13 protein-coding genes are annotated in these 17,540 nt (G+C 50.9%); 12 read left to right on the plus strand and 1 reads right to left on the minus strand.

Features of this window, described 5'->3' with window-relative positions; all coding sequences use genetic code 11:
- Positions 1–34: 34 nt before the first annotated feature.
- From ACYVUT_RS03295 to ACYVUT_RS03350, 12 genes are all read left to right on the plus strand, one after another.
- Positions 35–847: a Cof-type HAD-IIB family hydrolase gene (locus tag ACYVUT_RS03295; protein ID WP_484499936.1), complete on the plus strand. Its 813-nt coding sequence runs from the start codon at positions 35–37 to the stop codon at positions 845–847.
- A gap of 51 nt (positions 848–898) precedes the next feature.
- On the plus strand, positions 899–1,867 hold the full coding sequence (locus ACYVUT_RS03300; RefSeq protein WP_484499937.1) for a serine hydrolase domain-containing protein: 969 nt from the start codon (positions 899–901) through the stop codon (positions 1,865–1,867).
- Between the two features lie 79 nt (positions 1,868–1,946).
- Positions 1,947–2,390, plus strand: coding sequence for a CopY/TcrY family copper transport repressor (locus ACYVUT_RS03305; protein ID WP_439775342.1), 444 nt, complete (start codon positions 1,947–1,949; stop codon positions 2,388–2,390).
- Positions 2,384–2,758 carry a cupredoxin domain-containing protein gene (locus tag ACYVUT_RS03310; RefSeq protein ID WP_439775341.1) on the plus strand — a complete coding sequence of 125 codons (375 nt, stop codon included), beginning with the start codon at positions 2,384–2,386 and terminating at the stop codon, positions 2,756–2,758. The genes ACYVUT_RS03305 and ACYVUT_RS03310 overlap by 7 nt, the downstream gene beginning before the upstream one ends.
- Positions 2,758–4,674, plus strand: coding sequence for a copper-translocating P-type ATPase (locus ACYVUT_RS03315; protein WP_484501471.1), 1,917 nt, complete (start codon positions 2,758–2,760; stop codon positions 4,672–4,674). The genes ACYVUT_RS03310 and ACYVUT_RS03315 overlap by 1 nt, the downstream gene beginning before the upstream one ends.
- Positions 4,675–4,814: 140 nt before the next feature.
- Positions 4,815–5,201 carry a fluoride efflux transporter FluC gene (locus tag ACYVUT_RS03320; protein WP_484499939.1) on the plus strand — a complete coding sequence of 129 codons (387 nt, stop codon included), beginning with the start codon at positions 4,815–4,817 and terminating at the stop codon, positions 5,199–5,201.
- A 4-nt stretch (positions 5,202–5,205) separates the two neighbouring features.
- On the plus strand, positions 5,206–5,565 hold the full coding sequence (gene crcB, locus ACYVUT_RS03325; protein WP_484499940.1) for a fluoride efflux transporter CrcB: 360 nt from the start codon (positions 5,206–5,208) through the stop codon (positions 5,563–5,565).
- Entirely contained in the window at positions 5,562–6,311 is a 750-nt protein-coding gene (locus tag ACYVUT_RS03330; RefSeq protein ID WP_484501472.1) for a hypothetical protein, read from the plus strand. Before crcB ends, ACYVUT_RS03330 begins: the two co-directional genes overlap by 4 nt.
- 226 nt (positions 6,312–6,537) lie before the next feature.
- Positions 6,538–10,113 carry an EAL domain-containing protein gene (locus ACYVUT_RS03335; RefSeq protein WP_484499942.1) on the plus strand — a complete coding sequence of 1,192 codons (3,576 nt, stop codon included), beginning with the start codon at positions 6,538–6,540 and terminating at the stop codon, positions 10,111–10,113.
- Positions 10,114–10,148: 35 nt separating this feature from the next.
- Positions 10,149–14,375 carry an EAL domain-containing protein gene (locus tag ACYVUT_RS03340; protein ID WP_484499943.1) on the plus strand — a complete coding sequence of 1,409 codons (4,227 nt, stop codon included), beginning with the start codon at positions 10,149–10,151 and terminating at the stop codon, positions 14,373–14,375.
- Positions 14,376–14,459: 84 nt separating this feature from the next.
- Positions 14,460–14,918, plus strand: a complete 459-nt coding sequence (locus ACYVUT_RS03345; protein WP_484499944.1) for a low molecular weight protein-tyrosine-phosphatase — start codon at positions 14,460–14,462, stop codon at positions 14,916–14,918.
- A gap of 96 nt (positions 14,919–15,014) precedes the next feature.
- Positions 15,015–15,671: an NAD(P)H-binding protein gene (locus ACYVUT_RS03350; RefSeq protein WP_484499945.1), complete on the plus strand. Its 657-nt coding sequence runs from the start codon at positions 15,015–15,017 to the stop codon at positions 15,669–15,671.
- A gap of 95 nt (positions 15,672–15,766) precedes the next feature.
- Here the strand turns inward: ACYVUT_RS03350 and ACYVUT_RS03355 are convergent, their stop codons facing one another.
- Positions 15,767–17,398 (minus strand): APC family permease, encoded by a 1,632-nt coding sequence (locus ACYVUT_RS03355; protein WP_484499946.1) that lies wholly within the window; start codon positions 17,396–17,398, stop codon positions 15,767–15,769.
- Positions 17,399–17,540: the final 142 nt, after the last annotated feature.

A 17,540-nucleotide genomic window follows, 5' to 3' on the forward strand; every position in this document is an offset into this window, starting at 1 on the left:
TAAGAATAGGCTTTGGACTACATAGGAGGAAAATATGGCGATTAAAATGCTGGCCATCGACTTGGATGGCACCCTGCTGACAGACAGCAAGACGATTTTGCCAGGGACTTACAAGGCTCTGCAGGAAGCAAAAGCAGCCGGGATCAAGATTGTGCTGACTTCCGGCCGGCCCCTGTCAGGCATTAAGGGCTACGCGGAAGAATTGGGTTTAAGTGGCAGTGAAGAGTACGCGATCCTCTTCAACGGGGCCGTGGTGCAAAACCTGGACGGCCGGGTCTTGATCAGCCACGAGCTGGACTTTGGCGACTTCAATACCCTGCTTCATATGCAGCGGCTCAGCGACGTCAACCTGGATTTTGAAACTCCAGAGCGTTTTTATACCTTGGACAAGAAGATTTCCATCCGCATGCAGGTCGACGGGGCGGAAACCAAGAACCAGCTTTGGATTCAAGACAGAAGCGACTTCAAGAAGGACTTTACCTTTGCCAAGGCGGTCTATCAGTGCGATGACCCAGACCAAGTTGATCGCCTGTGGAACCGGCTGCCAGACTGGTTCTTCCAGACTTACGCGGTTGTCCGCAGCTGGCCGGAAGTCGTTGAAGTCGGGTCACTGGCCGCTTCAAAAGGCTACGCCGTCAGCGAACTGGCCTCAAGACTGGGCCTTTCGGGCAGTGAAGTCATGATTTTCGGTGACCAGGGCAACGACCGGTCCATGTTTGAAATTCCAGACTTCAAGCGGGTGGCCATGGGCAATGCCATCGACGAGATCAAGGACCTGGCTGACTACGTTACCGACACCAACGAACGCGACGGGATCGCCAAGGCCCTGCGGAAATTAGTTCTATAAGAGAAAAGGGCAGATCTGCGGATCTGCCTTTTTTCTTTTTCAGGAGGAAAAATGACTACGGCAGAAATTGAAGAGAAAATCACCGGCATTTTTAAAGAGGCGGTTGAGCAAAAAATCGTAAATGGGGTCTCCTATGCCATAATTGACCTGGAAAGGATCAGCCGGCACTACCTGGGCCAGGCTGAGCCAGGCCAGCTTTACGACCTGGCTTCTTTGACCAAGGTAGTGGGGACGGCCAGCGGGATCTTTAAAGAGATAGATGAGGGGAAAATCAGCTTGAAGGACCGGGTAGGAGACTTTTTTCCAGCGGCTTTTCCGTTTGTTACAGTAACAGACCTGCTTTTGCACACCAGCGGCTTGCCGGCAGACTTGGACAATGTCTGGCAGTACCAAAGCCCGGAGGAGGTCTGGCAGGCGGTATTAGCCACTAAGCCCCTTTATTTGCCCGGCCGGGAGTCAGTTTATTCCGACCTCAACTTCATTATCTTGGGCAAAATCCTGGAGCAGGTCAGTGGGCAAAACTTGAGCAGCTTTTTGCGGGAGGAAATTTTTGCCCCTTTGGGCATGCGGGAGACCGGCTTTTTGCTCAAAGGAAAAAGAGACCGCTTTGCCAAAACTGAGATAACTAAAGAAAGAGGACAGGTCTGGGGGACCGTCCATGACGAAACCGCCTGGCAGCTGGGCGGGGTAGCAGGCCATGCGGGCCTGTTTTCAACGCTGGATGACTTGGCCTGCTTCAGCCAGGCATATTTGACGACGGATAGTCCGCTTGTTGCCAGTTTGTTTGACTATGATTGCTTTGAGCGGACTCTGGCCTGGATCCGCTGGCAAAAAGGCCGCCGCTTCCTCTGGCATACCGGCTTTACTGGACCTGGATTAGGCTTTGATTTTGAAAATGGGCGGGCTCTGGTTATTTTGGCCAGCTCCGTTTACCCTAAGCGGGGCAATGAGGCCTGGCTGCTGGCCCGCCGGCAGGCCGCCAAGACTTTTTTCGCCTGCGGCTACCGGGAAGGAAATTAAGAGTAAATCGTTGACAAATGTAAACATTAGTGTAGAATAGTTTTTGTAAAGGTTACAGATGTAAACAAGGAGGAAGAAGATGGAAGAGGAATGCCGGATTTCAGCTGCTGAATGGCAAGTCATGCGGGTGGTCTGGACCCTGGGCCAGGCCAATAGCAGCCAGATTATCGATCAGCTGGAGGCAAAATGTGCCTGGAGCCCGTCAACGGTCAAAACTTTGCTGCGGCGCTTGGAAAAGAAGGGCTTTTTGCAGGTTGACCGGCAGGAACGCCGCTTCGTATACCGGGCGGCTAAAGCAGAAGGCGAAGCCATGCATGAGAGCTTGACGGCGGAATTTGCCGCTATGTGCGACATGCATAAGGGAGAAATGCTTCTGCGCTTGCTGGACGACCTGCCTTTAAGCAAAAGCGACCTTGAGGCAATTGCCAAAAAGGCGGCCGAAAAGGCGAAGACAGCTCCGGAAAAAGTTGAATGCAATTGTTTAAGTACTTGTGAGCATATGGAAGGTGGACAGGAATGTTAGTTAATGTGTTAGTAGTCTTGGGTGCGGCAGCTTTGATCGGCTTGATTGCCTGGTGGTTTTTCGGCAATTTCCAACAGAGCAGCCAGCAGGCAGATCTTGCAAATGGCCGCCAAGAAGGCCAGGTAGTCGTCAAGGGCGGCTATGAGCCGGAAGTTCTCTATTTAAAAAAGGGCGTGCCGGCTGAAGTAACTTTTAAGATGGAAGACAAGACAGCCTGCCTCAGTCACGTGGTCTTTTCTTCTTTAGGCGTGGACAAGGACTTGAGCAAGGAAAAGCTGACCAAGGTCCAGATCCCGACTGACAAGGCCGGGGAAATTGGCTATGCCTGCGGCATGGACATGTTTCATGGAAAGATCGTGGTTAAATAATGGAATTGACTAATTGGCGGCGCTTCTGGCTGTCTCTGATATTGTCGCTCCCGATGCTGGCTCAGATGATTTTGATGGTCTGGGGGATCATGCTGCCAGGGGTCAAGACTTATTCGCTGATCGCGACCAGCTTGATCATGCTGGTCGCGGCTGGGCCCTACATCCAAAGCGCCTGGGCAGCTTTTAAGCGCCACCAGGCCAACATGAACAGCTTGATCGCCATTGGCACCAGCGTGACTTATGTCTACAGCCTTTTTGCCTACTTCACTGGCCGGCCGGTCTACTTTGAAAGCGCGGCCTTTATCTTGATTTTCGTTTTGCTGGGGGATGCCCTGGAAGAAAAAATGCATGACCGGGCAGCAGCTTCACTCAATAAGCTGCTGGAACTGCAGGCCAGCGAAGCCGAGGTCAAGCGGGGAGAAGACTTTGTCAAGCTTCCTCTGGACCAGGTCAAGGCCGGCGACATAATCAAGGTGCGGCCGGGCGGCAAGGTGCCGGTTGACGGCCGCCTGCTTTCCGGGCAAAGCAGCGTCAACGAAGCCATGGTGACCGGGGAAAGCATGCCGGTTGAGAAAAAGCCGGGCGACAAGGTGATTGGGGCAACTATCAACGGCAGCGGCAGCTTCTTGATGGAAGCTGAGCAGGTCGGGGAAGAGACCATGCTGGCCCAGATCGTCCAGGTGGTCAAGCAGGCCCAAAATTCCCGGGCACCGATTCAGAAACTGACTGACAAGGTAGCCAACTACTTTGTGCCGGCGGTTTTGATCACCAGCATCCTGGCTTTTGCCATTTGGCAAGTCTTCAGTCCGGTAGGGCCAGTCCAGGCCATGCTCTACGCTGTTTCCGTCATCGTGATTGCCTGTCCCTGTGCTTTGGGCCTGGCCACGCCGACGGCCTTGATGGTGGCCAGCGGCCGCAGCGCCCGGATGGGCGTCTTGATTAAAGACGGGGAAATTTTGGAAGCAGCGGCTAAAATCAAGACCATTGTTTTTGACAAAACCGGGACTTTGACGGTTGGCCAACCAAAGGTGGTTGACCAGGTGGGGGATAAGGAAAGCCTCAGCCTGGCGGCCAGTCTGGAAGCAAATTCTGAACACCCCTTGGCCCAGGCTATCGTAAATAGCGCAAAAGAAGCCGGCCAGTCCCTCTTGCCGGTCAGTGATTTTTCAGCTGAAGAAGGCAGGGGCGTGGAAGGCAAAGTCGCTGGACACTTAGTTAAGGTCGGCCGGGCTGACTATGTCAGCGCCTCAGAAGCTTGGGTGAAGCAGGCAGACGGCTTGGCTGAAGCTGGCAAGACGGTGGTTTTTGTCCAAAAAGATGCTGACGTCATTGGCCTCTTGGCCTTGCAAGATGCTCCCCGCCCAGAAGCCAAAGCTGTCTTGGGTGAGCTTAAAGACCGCGGCATTAAGACGGTGATGCTGACAGGTGACAACCAGCAGCTGGCGGAAAAAATCGGCCGGCAGCTGGGAGTCGGCCAGGTCGAAGCCGGTCTTTTGCCAGGAGAAAAGGCCGACCGCTTGGCCAAATTGAAAGAAGAAGGGCCAGTAGCCTTTGTCGGCGACGGGATTAACGACGCTCCGGCTCTGTCACTAGCTGATGTCGGCATTGCCATGGGCAGCGGGACTGACGTGGCTAAAGAAGCCGGCGGAATCGTCCTAATGACCAGCAGCTTGACTGGGGTCTTGCGGGCACTTGACTTGTCTAAAAAGACCTTTACCCGGATCAAGCTAAACCTCTTCTGGGCCTTGATCTACAATTTGATTGGGATTCCAGTTGCTGCCGGCCTCTTCTCCTTTATTGGGGTCAGTCTCAGTCCGGAAATGGCTGCTTTGGCCATGGCCTTCAGTTCAGTATCAGTCCTGCTTTCATCTCTTATGCTGAACTGGAGCAAGATTGCCGGGAATGGCAATAGATAATCTGCAAAATAGCAAAAAGCTTTTATAGCCTTAAAAGTGGAAACGCCAGCCAGGCGCTTCCATTTTTTTGTTTGCCTTTGAAGCGCTTTCTGATGTAATCTAGTAATTAGTGCGTTATTACGTGCAAGATGAGGTGGACAATGGATGCAGTAAAAAATTATCTTAGCGTGGCTTTTTTTGCCTTTTTCGGTGGCCTGGCCCGCTATGGCTTAACAGCAGCATTTTCTTTTTACGGGACGGTGATTGCCAACCTTTCAGGCTGCTTTCTGCTGGCCTTTCTGACCTACTTTTTCTTGAAAAAATCAAGCGCGCGGGCTTGGCTGACAACGGGCCTGGGAACGGGCTTTGTCGGAGCCTTTACAACTTTTTCCAGCTTTAACCTGGATGCCTTTAAGCTCTTGATCGGCGGACAGAATTTTGGGGCTTTGGTCTACTTCATCGGCACGATCGCGGTCGGTTTCCTTTTTGCTTGGTTAGGCAAAGAGGCGGCCAACTTTGCCGCAGACAAACTTTTGGAAAGGAGGTAACAAGATGATTTTCGCGGTTGGATTTGGGGCCAGCCTGGGGGCGGTAGCCCGCTACGGCTTGACCTGTTACGGCAAGAAGCACTGGATGAAAGGAACGACCTTCCCTTGGCCGACGCTTGTGATCAACTTGACGGGTGCCTTTTTGCTGGGCCTGGCCTTTGCCCTGCAGCTGCCAGTGGTTGTCTATGCTTTTCTGGGCACCGGCGTTTTGGGCGGCTTTACGACTTTTTCTACCTTGAACACGGAAATGGTCTCTTTGGCTGAAAATGGGCAAAAGCGCGTCCTTAAGCGCTACCTGTTGGCTAGTTACCTGGGCGGGGCTGTCCTTTTGACTTGCGGATATTATCTTGGAAGCCTGCTATGAAAAAAAGTCAACTAATACTGCGCAAAAGCCTGTGCACCCTGGCTGCCATAGTCTCCCTGGTGGCTCTGTTGAGCAGCCCCGTTACTTTTAAAATGGATGAGACCAAGGACTATGCTTCCAGCTTGATTGACACTTTTGCCAATCAAAGCGATGGCAGTGCCATGTCGATCGCGGCTAAAGCAGCGGTTGAATCGGGCTTGAAGGAAGATTTGGTCGCCCAATTGCCAGACAAGGTAGAGATCAGTGAGTCCTATCTCAGCCTTTACCGGCTGGTTTCCCGCTACCGGGAAAACAAGCAGCTGAAGTCCAGCGACTTGAATCTGCCAGCTAAAAACAAGGTTCAGCTTTTTATGGATGATTTGATCCTTTACCTGGTCAACAGCGAACTCAAGGTGCATGAAGGAGAGCTGCAGCAGATTACCCAGATCTACCAGCTTTCCTTATGGATCATCTGCGTCCTGTATTTGCTGGGCGTGGCCCTGCTGTTTTTTAACCGCTATCTATCCTGGCTGCCATTTTTACTGGGGTCAGTCAGTGCCTTTGGCTTCCAGGTCTTTATCACGCATACCCTGACGGAAATGGTCCAGCAGGAAGTCTATTCCAAGATGTACTTTACCTACTCCTGGGGCAGCTGGGTTGGCTTTCTTTTGGCCCTGGTCCTGGCTGGCTATCTGCTTTACGCGGACATTTGCCGCTACCGGGCAAAAAAAGAGCCAAGTGCTGATCAAGAAGCCAAAAATGATTAAAATAGTTTTTTAAGCCAAGACGGACAGTCTTGGCTTTTTGTTTTTGCAGGAAAAATGATGTTTTACTTTGAAAGGGTGACTCTACTTGCTCTGGTATAACAACTTTTATATAATATAAAGAATAGGTTAATACTGGATAATCGATGTTGCTTTAATTATAGCTTAATTTATGTTTAAAAATTAAAGGCTGATTTTGGCGGAAGCATCGGTTTTTAGGAGCGTGTTTATGAGAAAAAATGATGAGCAGGCTGAGCTGGCTAGAATCGCTGAAAGCGAAGCTCCAATAGCACTTTATCAATTAAAGGATAACCATATTAAAGTCGTGGCCGTGTCCAAGGGCCTGGGCGAGCTCTATGGCCTGCCTGCAGCTTACCTCCAAAAAATGCTGGGCCAGGACCTGTTTACGGGTCTTCATCCCGATGACCTAGCCTTGGTGCAGGCGGATTTTTCTTCCTTTGTCAAGCAGGAGACCGGCAGCTATGAAAATTTTTACCGGATCAAGCTGCCAGGGCAGAAGGAATATTCTCTCCTGCAAGCCCAAGGAAAGGTGGTCGAGCTTGATCAAGAGTCTGCCTTCATGGTCTGGTATACGGAAATGTCACCAGCCCGCTTTCAGCAGCTGCTGGCTAGCGACCGGGCAATGCCGAAAGCAGGGAGAAATCAGGCTAAGCCCCTGCGTGATGACTTGACCGGCTTGCCACAAGCAGCTTACTTTTACGAGCTGGCGGAACTGGGTTGCCGGGAACTTTTTAAAAAGGGCAAGCAGCCGGTCATGCTGGCCTTCAACCTGATTGGCTTCAGCCATTTCAACCACCGCTATTCCTATGTTGAAGGCAACCGCCTTCTGGCGGCCTTTGCTGATTTGCTTAGGCGAAATTTTGGAGAAGAATGTTGTGGTCATTTTACTGAAGACAATTTCTATGCTTTTACGGAGCATGAGAATCTTGAAGACCGGCTGGCTGCCTTCCTTAAAGAAAGCCGGCAAATCAATGGCGGCCGCAGCCTGTCAGTCCGCATCGGGGTATATGACGCTGGCAGCCTGGTTTATGAAGATATTAAAAAGGTCTGTGAATACGCCGCGGTGGCCTGCAACAACAACCGTAAGGACGTTAATGCCCATGTTGCTTATTTCACCAGCCAGAACCGAAAAAAACTGGAACTGGAGAACTACATCCTTTCCAACTTTGACCAAGCCTTGAAGGAAGGCTGGATTGAACCTTTCTACCAGCCAATCGTCCGTATTTTAAACGGGCAGAGCGGAAACTGGGAGGCCCTGGCCCGCTGGCGCAAACCGAATGGCGGGCTGCTGCTGAATGAGCAGTTTATTCCGATTCTGGATAAAGCAGGGGTATTGTATCAGCTGGACTTGTACATGGCTGACAAGGTGATTGCTGATCTGAAAAAGATGCAGGGAAAAGGCTACCTGGAAGTTGCTATTTCCCTCAACCTCTTCAGTTCAGAATTTGACCAGTGCAATATGGCTGAGGAGATCAGCCGGAAGGTGAAAGCAAGCGGCTTGTCACCGGAATTCATTGTCATTGAGATCAGCAATGACACCCGCAATCTCAATGCTGACAAGATCCGGGAACAGATCTACTTGTTTAAGGAAAAAGGTTTTTCCGTCTGGGTTGACAATTTTGGTGAAGGCTACTCCTCAATTGGCTTGATCAAGGACAATTCTCCTGTTTCCTGCATTAAGTTTGATGCAAGCTTTATCAAGGATCCCGACCAAAAGCGGTCAAAAACCGTTTTGAAGAAAATGGTTGAGCTGGCTGAAGAGCTGAGTATCGATACGATTGTCGAAGGGGTGGAAAATGCCGATCAATTGCTGGCCTTAAGGGAAATCGGCTGCGCCGCGGCCCAAGGCTACTATTTCGGCCAGCCACTGCCTTTTGACCAGGCGGTAAAGAAGTGGATCGAGGGTCCGGAAGCCAACATGGAACGCTTTAGCGAATCAGACTACTACAACAGCGTGGGCATGATGAGCCTGGAGCGGCCCCACTTCATGCAGGAAAGATACAACAGCGACTTGACCTTTGATGATCCAGACCCAGTTTTGGACCGCTACTTTAAGGGGACCCCGCTGGGCTTTTTGGAATACAGGGACGGCAAGCTCTATTACTTAAGAGGAAATGAAGGCTATACCCACTACTTGATCAGTTGCGGGTCAGTGACCAAAGAAGAAATGGAAGAGCACCCCTTCGCGACTGAGCTCAAATCAGTTGGCCCCCAATTTTTCAAGGACCTTAAGGGCTGGATTGATGAAGAATACTGGAAAAGCCACAAGACTGAGTGGCACTACAGCGTGCACAGCTATCCCAACAACCTTTACGTTGAGGGCTACCAGCGGATTCTGTCATACAATCCCCACACGGACGCTTATGCCTTGATTGATGTTCTGACCTCTTATAATGCCAACCAGGTTTACCATGACCCCGCCAGGGGCGATCTAGGGGTAACGGCCAACTTCAGCTTGAATGCCGACCAGTATCGGGACATGCCGATTCCTTTCATCATTTTGTCCCCAATCTACCGGGAAAAGAAGGTCGTTGACATGCAGTACATCTACGTCAACCAGGCCTACGCTGAAATCATGGACCAGAGCCGGGAAAAGCTGCTGGGCAACAAGATGTCTAATTTCGTCAAGCTGAAGCTAGATTTCTGGATTAAGGAGATTTTTGCTGGCGATGCTGGACAGATCCGGAAGGGCATCTTCCACTCAAAGACAGGACACTGGTATGAATACATTACAGCCAAGGCTTCGGTTCCTGGTACACGTTCTCTGGTCATGATCAATATTGACGAGCAAAAGCGCAGCGAGCGGGAGATTCAGCAAAAGCAGAATACCACCAATGAAATCGTTCAGCTCTCAGAAATCCTGAACGTTGAAAATGACCAGATGGAAACAGCTATCAACAAGGGGCTGGCCAAGCTGGGTCTGGACCTTGGGGCAGACCGGGTTGTCGTAATGGAAGGCGAAAATGACCTTGTCAAAAATACTTATTGCTGGAATCGGCCAGGCTTGAAATCTGCACAAAAGAGACAGCAGCAGATCAACTTGCCAGATCTGGATAGCCAGCTGCAAGAGCTGGTTGGTCAAGACAGCATGTTTTTGGCTGATCAAGCTGAAATTAGTCTGCGCTTTCCAGGAATTGTTGCGACCTATGATGATGATTACCAGTTAAAGAATGTTCTTTTGGCGCCGTTTTATGAGCGTGGCCGGATTCGCGGCACTGTTGTGGTGGAAAACCTCGATGCCGGCTTAAACATGGACTTTCACAACTTGATTGAACTGGCGGCTGACTTCGTTGGGGCCAAGGTCATGGGCTTGAACTTGGTACAGCAAAGAGATACTGACGTTTTGACCAAGCTGAATGACCGCCACCCTTACCTGGCCAAGCTGAACTACTACAAAAAATCGCAAGCCTCAAGAACCGTTGGCGTGGCTTTTATGGACTTGAATGGACTGAAAGAAGCCAATGACGAGCTAGGCCACGATGCCGGGGATGAACTGCTGATTTCGGCGGGCCAGATTATCAGCCAGGCTTTTGGCCGCGACCATGTTTACCGGGTCGGCGGGGATGAGTTCGTGGTTTTGGATGACCAGAGCAGCCGGATGGAATTTGAAGCCCACTGCGCGGCTTTTGAAAAGAGCATGACCGTGCCAGGGACACCGTCAATCTCAATTGGAGCCGAATGGTGTCCAGACTCTCACTACCTGCAAGAATCGGTCGAGAGAGCCGACCGGAAGATGCAGCGGCAGAAGAACGACTTCTATAAGTCGCACAAGCGCTACCGCTGATACCGCCTGGGAGCAAAGAGAAATGAGGTTTAGTGATGAAGAGAAATAATCATGCCATTTTCTATTCGCTGATCATGGCCATAATCGTGCTGGCCCTGGGCATCGTCAGTTTCTGGGGCCGGGGCCAGGGAAATTTTAAAGGCATTTACTCAACGGCCCCCTTGACTGACATTGAGCAGAAATGGACTGATAAGAACGGTAAAGCAGTTGACGCCAGGGAACTTAAACCCGGCAAAGATGGGACGCTGACGATCTACTACCGCCTGCCTAAAAAGGTGAAAAGCCAGGACAAGATCATTTTTTTCTCCAGATATATCAAGCAGATCGATGCTTATATCGGGCAAAAAAGGATCTATTCCAGCCACCCGGAGATCGCGGCTGACTGGCTGAGCTTGACGGAACACTATGAGAGTTTTACCAACAGTATCAGCCTGCCAGCAGGTTCAGCCGGCAAGCAGGTCCGCTTGACTTTAAAGGGCTTTTACCAGCCAGTTGGCAAGCTTACGGCCTGCAGTCTGGGCAATGACGGGGCCTTTTTGGCCAATTATGTTAGAAAAAATGCCTTGCGGGTGGCCATGGGGATCATCTCAGCTGTCTTGGGCCTGACTCTCTTACTCTTTGCCTTCTTTGCTCCTTTGGAAAGCAAGTTTAAGCGAAGCTTGATCTATTATTCAATTGCCACAATCCTGTTTTCTGTCATGCAGATGCAGGAAGAAATGCAGCTGACGGTACTTTTTGGCCAATATCATGTCTGGCGCCTGTTTACCTATCCGGTGATGATCTTGATGCCATATCTGCTGATCATGGCGATCAATGAGCAGTTGGAATATCCTAAGCAGCTGTATACTAACTTTGCTTTTGCTTTAAGCATGCTGGATCTGTTTTATGTTCTTTGGCGCTTTTGGAGCAAAGGGGAAGACCTCGCCAGCGACGGCCCCTTTTTGATCATTATGATCATTGCTGCTTTTATCAGCGCGATTGCCATGATTTTAGGTGACATCTACCAGGCTTATAAGGCGGCAAATGAAGCGAAAAGAGAAAAGGAGAATGACTCCGAGCAGGAATCAGTGAAGGCAGCTTACAAGACCAGGCAGTTAATTCACTGGTCCTACTTCGCGACTTTCGTCATCATCCTTGTATGTATCGGCATAGATGCATACCGTTATCTCGCTCTAAAACACGCGATAGATGATTACGCGGCTTTGCGCTATGGCTTCTTTTTCAGCCAGATTCTGATGTTCAGACAGTACTTCTTGTCAGAACTGGATAACATGCAGCAAAAGGGCCAGGATGACACTTACATAAAGATGGTCAACTATGACCGCTTGACGGGCCTTTATACCCAGTACTACTTGACGCAGAAAATCACCAAAGAACGGGAAGAAGACCCGTCAATCATGCCGGCCATCGTTTACATCAACTTGGCCAAGTTCAAGCTTTACAACGTGATCAATGGCCACGAAAAAGGTGACGAATGCTTGAAGCAGGTCGCGGAAATCCTGCGGGATATTTTTGGTCCGGACAACCTGGCCCGGTTCGGGAACGACCACTTTGTCGTTTTTGATCAAGACAATGACGGGGTTATGGACCGGATCGAAGAAGCCAACCGCCGGGTCGGACAGATCGACTTGTCCTTTAAGCTTTACCTAAAGGCCGGGATCTACTATTCTGATGGCAGCAAGAGCATCGAAACCGAATGCGACTATGCCAAGACCGCCTGCGACGAGGTCAAGGACGGGGCAGAAAAGTGCTACCGGGTCTACACTGAAGAATTCAGTGAGCAATCAGCCTACACTAAGTTCGTGGTCGACCATATTGATGAAGCGATCGCTAACGGTGACATCCAGGTCTACTACCAGCCGCAAGTACACTTGATGAACGGCAAGCTGGCCGGCCTGGAAGCCCTGGCCCGCTGGAATGACCAGACCAGGGGCTTCATGTCACCAGGCCGCTTCGTGCCGGTCCTGGAAGCCAGCAACTTGACCTACAAGCTGGACTTGTATGTCTTGGAAGAAGCGGCTAAATTGATCAAGCACCAGCTGGACACAGGCGGCAAGATCGTGCCGATTTCCTTCAACCTGTCCCGGACTGACTTCGTGACCAGCGACCCTAACCAGGTCCTTCTGGATTTAGTTAAAAAGTATGATATTCCCCGGGAAATGCTGCGGGTGGAAATCACTGAAACCATCTTGACGGAAGACCCGGTCAAGATCAAGAAGGCCATCGACCGTTTCCACGCCAATGGCTTTGAGGTTTTGATGGACGACTTCGGCAGTGGGGCATCATCCTTGAACACCTTGAAAGAGTACGGCTTTGATGAAATCAAGCTGGACATGATCTTCATGCGGAAGTTCGACGAACGGAGCAAGAAGGTTATCAAGCCGCTAATTTCCATGGCCAAGAGCCTGGGAGTCCACACCTTGTGTGAAGGGGTGGAGAGCAAGGAACAGATTGCCTTCTTGAAAGACGTGGGCTGTGAAGTAGTTCAAGGTTACTATTATGGCAAGCCGAATACCTTCCAGGAAGTGGTTGACCGCTTGGAAGAACTAGGCGTTGAATGGGAAGGGCTGGATGAAAACTCCTACTTTGAAACCGCCGGCTTAGTTGACGTCAACGTTGACCAGCCTCTGGCCATTCTCGATTATGACCGGGAAGCAGAAAAGTTTACCGCCTACTATCTCAATACAGCCTTTAGATCTTTTGCGGCGCAAATTGGGGTCGTTCTGGCTACTGACCGTTCTTTGTCCTGGCAAGACCAGGCCAGCCAGGAGAAAATGTTGGCCTTTGCCAAAGCAGCTGCCCGGTCAACCCATGAACAGCTGACCAGCTTAACGGTTTCTGCCCGGGAATACCAGCTGAGCTTTAAGATGCTAGTCAATTTGCAGGGGCATGCTTTATTCAAGGTCTTGCTCTTATCCAGCCAGGCCCAGGAAAAGCAGGCAAGTTCTGGCAAATTTGAAGACCTGCCTTTGCCTTATGTAGTTGTCCGGCCATTTTATGACCAGGACGGCCAGCAGGCAGACTGTGAATTTGTCTCTGTCAACCGGATTTTCAGCCAGCTCTTGCAGCTGCCTAAAGAGGAATTGCTGGGTAAAAAGCTGACGGCAGCCCTGGCAGGCGAGGAAGTCCAGTGGTCCAGCCTGCCTTTGGAAGTTCTGAGAACCGGCCGGGCCAGCAGCCACCGCCTTTACAGCAAGCATATGGAGGCCTGGTGCGAATTCACGATTTTGCCGGCTGCCCAGCCGGCTTGTGTGGCTATGGCCTTTACCAAGATAGAAGACAATGCTCCGCGCCTGGCCGCCCTTAAACGGGCCGGCAGCCTGGCAGCGCAAAGCGCGGCCTTGGCCCGGACTTTGAACGGGCCAGAAGACCATGCTTCTGAAATCAACTTCTCCTTGGTTGAAGTGGCCAGCTTGATCAAGCCTGAAAGAGTTTACATGTTCTCTGCTGGCAAGGATAAGGCAGAGCTTGAATATGAATGGAGCAAGAAGTCCAGCCTTATGGGCAAGATTTCAGATGCTCTGTCAGAGAAAATCGTATCTTACTGCGAGCGCCTACGGGGGCAGAAGCCATACCTTTACATCAGCGATATGGAAAGCTTGCGCTTTGACCGGGAACTGTATGACTTGAACCGGAAGAATGTCCGCATTCTGCTCTACCCGCTTTTTACAGGCAAAAAGCTTTTAGGCTACTTGGGGGTAGAAAACTTCGATGCAGATCAATTGGCTTATGCCAAGGACTTGCTGGGCGAATACTCCCGCTATCTGGCAGCCAAGCTCAGCGTAGTTAGCCGCTTGCAGCAATTGGCAAATCCGGCAGCCAGCGACCACTTGACCGGCCTTGGCGGGGCCGGAGCTTACCAGGAAAAACTTGAGAAGCTGAAGAGTGACCGGCAAAGAGCCGCCTTGCTCTACCTGGACCTCTACAATTTGCGGGACTACAATGCCGATCATGGCCCGCAGGAAGGGAACCTGCTTTTGCAGCAGACGGCCGACTGGCTGGCTGAAAGCTTTGATATCCGCCAGCTCTACCGGATCAGCGGGGAAGAGTTCGTGGCGGTCATGCCAGAAGCCAGCGAAGCAGATCTGAATGCTAAGCTGCAGGAAGTCAAGGACCGGCAAGCCGGAGAAGACCTGATCAAGCTGATCTGGACCGGGAAGGTCTGCGACTACCCAAGACATATCCTGGACGCGGCCAAGCAGCTGGACCAAGCTTTAAGCGACAAGAAAGCTGAGATCTACGCGGCTGTAAACCAAGATTAAGAAGGAGACGCCAAGGCGTCTCTTTTTTCATTGAAAAAGCTGCATGCTATAATATTTCTTACACTTTAGGGAAAGGTGATAATAATGCGGAAAATTTTGTTTTTATGTCATGGCAATATTTGCCGGTCGCCAATGGCCGAATTTATCATGAAGCAGCTGCTTGAGCAGGCCGGCAAGGCTGACCAGGTTGAAGTTGCTTCAGCAGCCGTGACGAGCGATGAAATCATTGGCGGGGTTGGCAATCCGATGGACCCCCGGGCCCAAAGGGAACTGACCAAGCACGAGGTGCCTTTTAGTCAGCACCGGGCCCAACTCTTGACCCGGGAAGACTATGACAAGTATGACTACCTAATTGCTATGGACAGCGAGAACTTCATGGCCATGAACCAGATCTGCGGGGGAGACCCGGAAAGAAAGCAGTACAAGCTGCTCCAGTTTGCCGGCAGTTTTGATGATATTGATGACCCATGGTATACAAATGACTTTGACCAGGCTTTCGAGGACATCAGCCGAGGCTGCCAGGGCCTGTTAGACCAGCTTTAGGCCGGGATTTTACGAAAACGCTTAAAGCGAGTACAATTAAGGGTGTAAGTTGTAAGAAAATTTTTAATTGTTTATGGCAATAGTAAGGATTTGTTTATGAAAAAGTATGTCATTTTGCACCCGACCGGCCGGATTTCTCGCCTGGTCATCAAGCACTTGCTGGCTGACCCCCAGTTCAGCGATGTTGAACTGGAGCTTTTGACCCAGCGGCCGGAACTTTTAGCTGACTTGGCAAAGGCTGACCGGATCAAGCTGACCGAAGGGGCAGCGACTGACCTGGAAAAGATCAAGGAAGTCACCAGGGATGCTGACCTGGTCTTTTTAGGCAAGGTTGACGACAAGAAGTTCACGGTGATCAGTCGGAACTTGGTCAAGGCCAGCAAGGAAAACGGCTTTGACCGGGTGATCGAACTGAGCCTGGCCGGCCTTTACTACGAAATTCCCGGGGAATTCGGCACCTGGGTTGACGAATGGGTGGGCTCTGGCCGTTTTTTGCCAGCCAGAGAAGCTGCCCACCGCCTGGAAGAAGCTGACCTGGACTACACCTTGATCAGAATGCCGGCCTTGACTGACTGGCCAGATGTCAAGTATTCCTTGACCGGCCGCTATGACGAATTCGTCGGCACCTCTGTTTCAAGAGCCAGCGTGGCTGACCTGGTCTTGAAGATCATGGCCGATCCCGCTCAGTACTCCCGCGCCAGCGTTGGCATCTCCCAGCCGGAAACGGCGGGTTATGTCCGGCCAGTTTACTAAAGACGGAAATTGTAATTTAAGCAAAATGAAAAGATCTGCACGCTCGTGCAGATCTTTTTTTGTCTAACAATATTGTTTTTTGGTCCTTTTTGTCTTTACCGGCTGACTTTTGCCCCTTTTGGCAAGCGGCGGCCGATCAGCCAAACAGCTAAGAGGGCAATGGCTGATTCAATGACAATGTAGAGGGCCCGCAGCTTGATATTGGTCCCGCCCAGCCAGACATTGAAGACGATTGAGCCCAGGACAATAGTGATCATCCAGGCCCATTGCTGCTGGTCAAAGGCCAGGCCATATTCTTCTTCTCTTCTGCGGATGCCCGGGAAGATCCCGCCCAGGCCGATCAGGACCAGGCAGGCCACGATGTTGATGGAAAGTTCATACCACCAAACCCAGCTGCCTTCCTTGACGTCTTGGGGCATAAAGCCTAAGACCGTAGCGATAGCCGTGACAGCCAGGAGGGCAAAGCCGACCCACCAGGCAAAGGTGTCGTTTTTAATGTAGCGGTAAACTGACGGGTACTTAGAGGAATTTTTGCCCCGGACCTTCATGAAGGAGTAGAAGATCCAGCAGGTAACTGCCGGTGAAATGATCCCGTTCAAGTTCAAAAGCCAGTTAAAGATGTCGTTCATGTCTGGCAGGAAAATCCCCAGAACCATGATGAAGCCGCTCAAAAAGACGGTTAAAATGTAGCCGTTGATCGGCAGGCCATCCTTGTTGGTCTTCTTAAGGAACTTCGGCATGTACTTGTCCCCTGTGTCGGAGATCAGCATTCTGGTCATGGCATCGAGCAAAACGGACAAGAGGGCCACGTTGTAGAAGAATGAGGCCCAGGCATAGATGTAGACAAACAGGTTGCCCACGCCAAACTGTTTGCCCATAGCACCGAAGACGTAGTATTCACCGTTCATCTTCAAGTCATTTGGCATGTGGTTGGCATCGATGTAGATGCCTAGGGCAATTGAGCCAAAGATGGTCAAAAAGCAGGTCATGAGGGCCAGAGCGATCATGGCTTTAGGGAATTCCCGCTTAGGGTCCTTCATCCGGGTCACGTAAGGGGCGACCAGCTCAGACCCGTTGACGGCATAGATCAGCATCCCCACGGTTGAGAAGTATTTAAGGTCAAACTTGGGGATGATGGTCTTCCAGGTAAATGGCGTCGCAGTCTTGCCGCCGGACTTGGCCAGGCCGGCGAAGGCCAGAAGCACGAAGAGGATAGTCATGATGAACATGGCCCAGCCCCCGATGTTGGACAGAATTTCCATTGACTTGGAGAATTTGTGTTCCAGCAGGGTCAAAAGGATAAAGATGACAAAGGTGATGGCCGTAAACATGGCGGTTGAAAGGAATTTCGGGTCCTCAAACTCGTCAGTCCCGGTCAGCCCCCAGCCAACGTCGACCAGGAGGCAGTTGGCCGTGTCGACCACGTAGGGAATCGAAGCGGCCCAGTAGGTCCAGGCCGTGAAGTAGCCTAAAAATTCACCGTCAGTGGCTCTGACCCAAGAGGAGAGGCCGCCGCCTTCATGATTGAAAACTGAACCCAGGTGGCCAACGATCAAAGCGTAGGGAACCACGTAAAGGAACATCATCAAAACCCAGGAGGTGATGACGGCCATCCCTTGGTTTTGGAAGTTGTACATGATGTCTTCCAGCCCGATGACCGTGACAAAGGCCATCATGGCTAAAGTCTGCCAGGAAATATAATTTCCCTTTTTATCTAATTCGTCCATAAAAAATCCTTCCTGTTAAGCAAATTTCACTAACAAGAAGTCTGGCCCGGGGACTTGTTCAGCGATACCATTTTCATCTCCAATCTAGCAATTCTTAATTTTTTAAAAGCAAAACCTATTTTACATTACTTATAAGGGGAAA

It is taken from the genome of Lactobacillus sp. WILCCON 0059 (genome assembly GCF_057197985.1).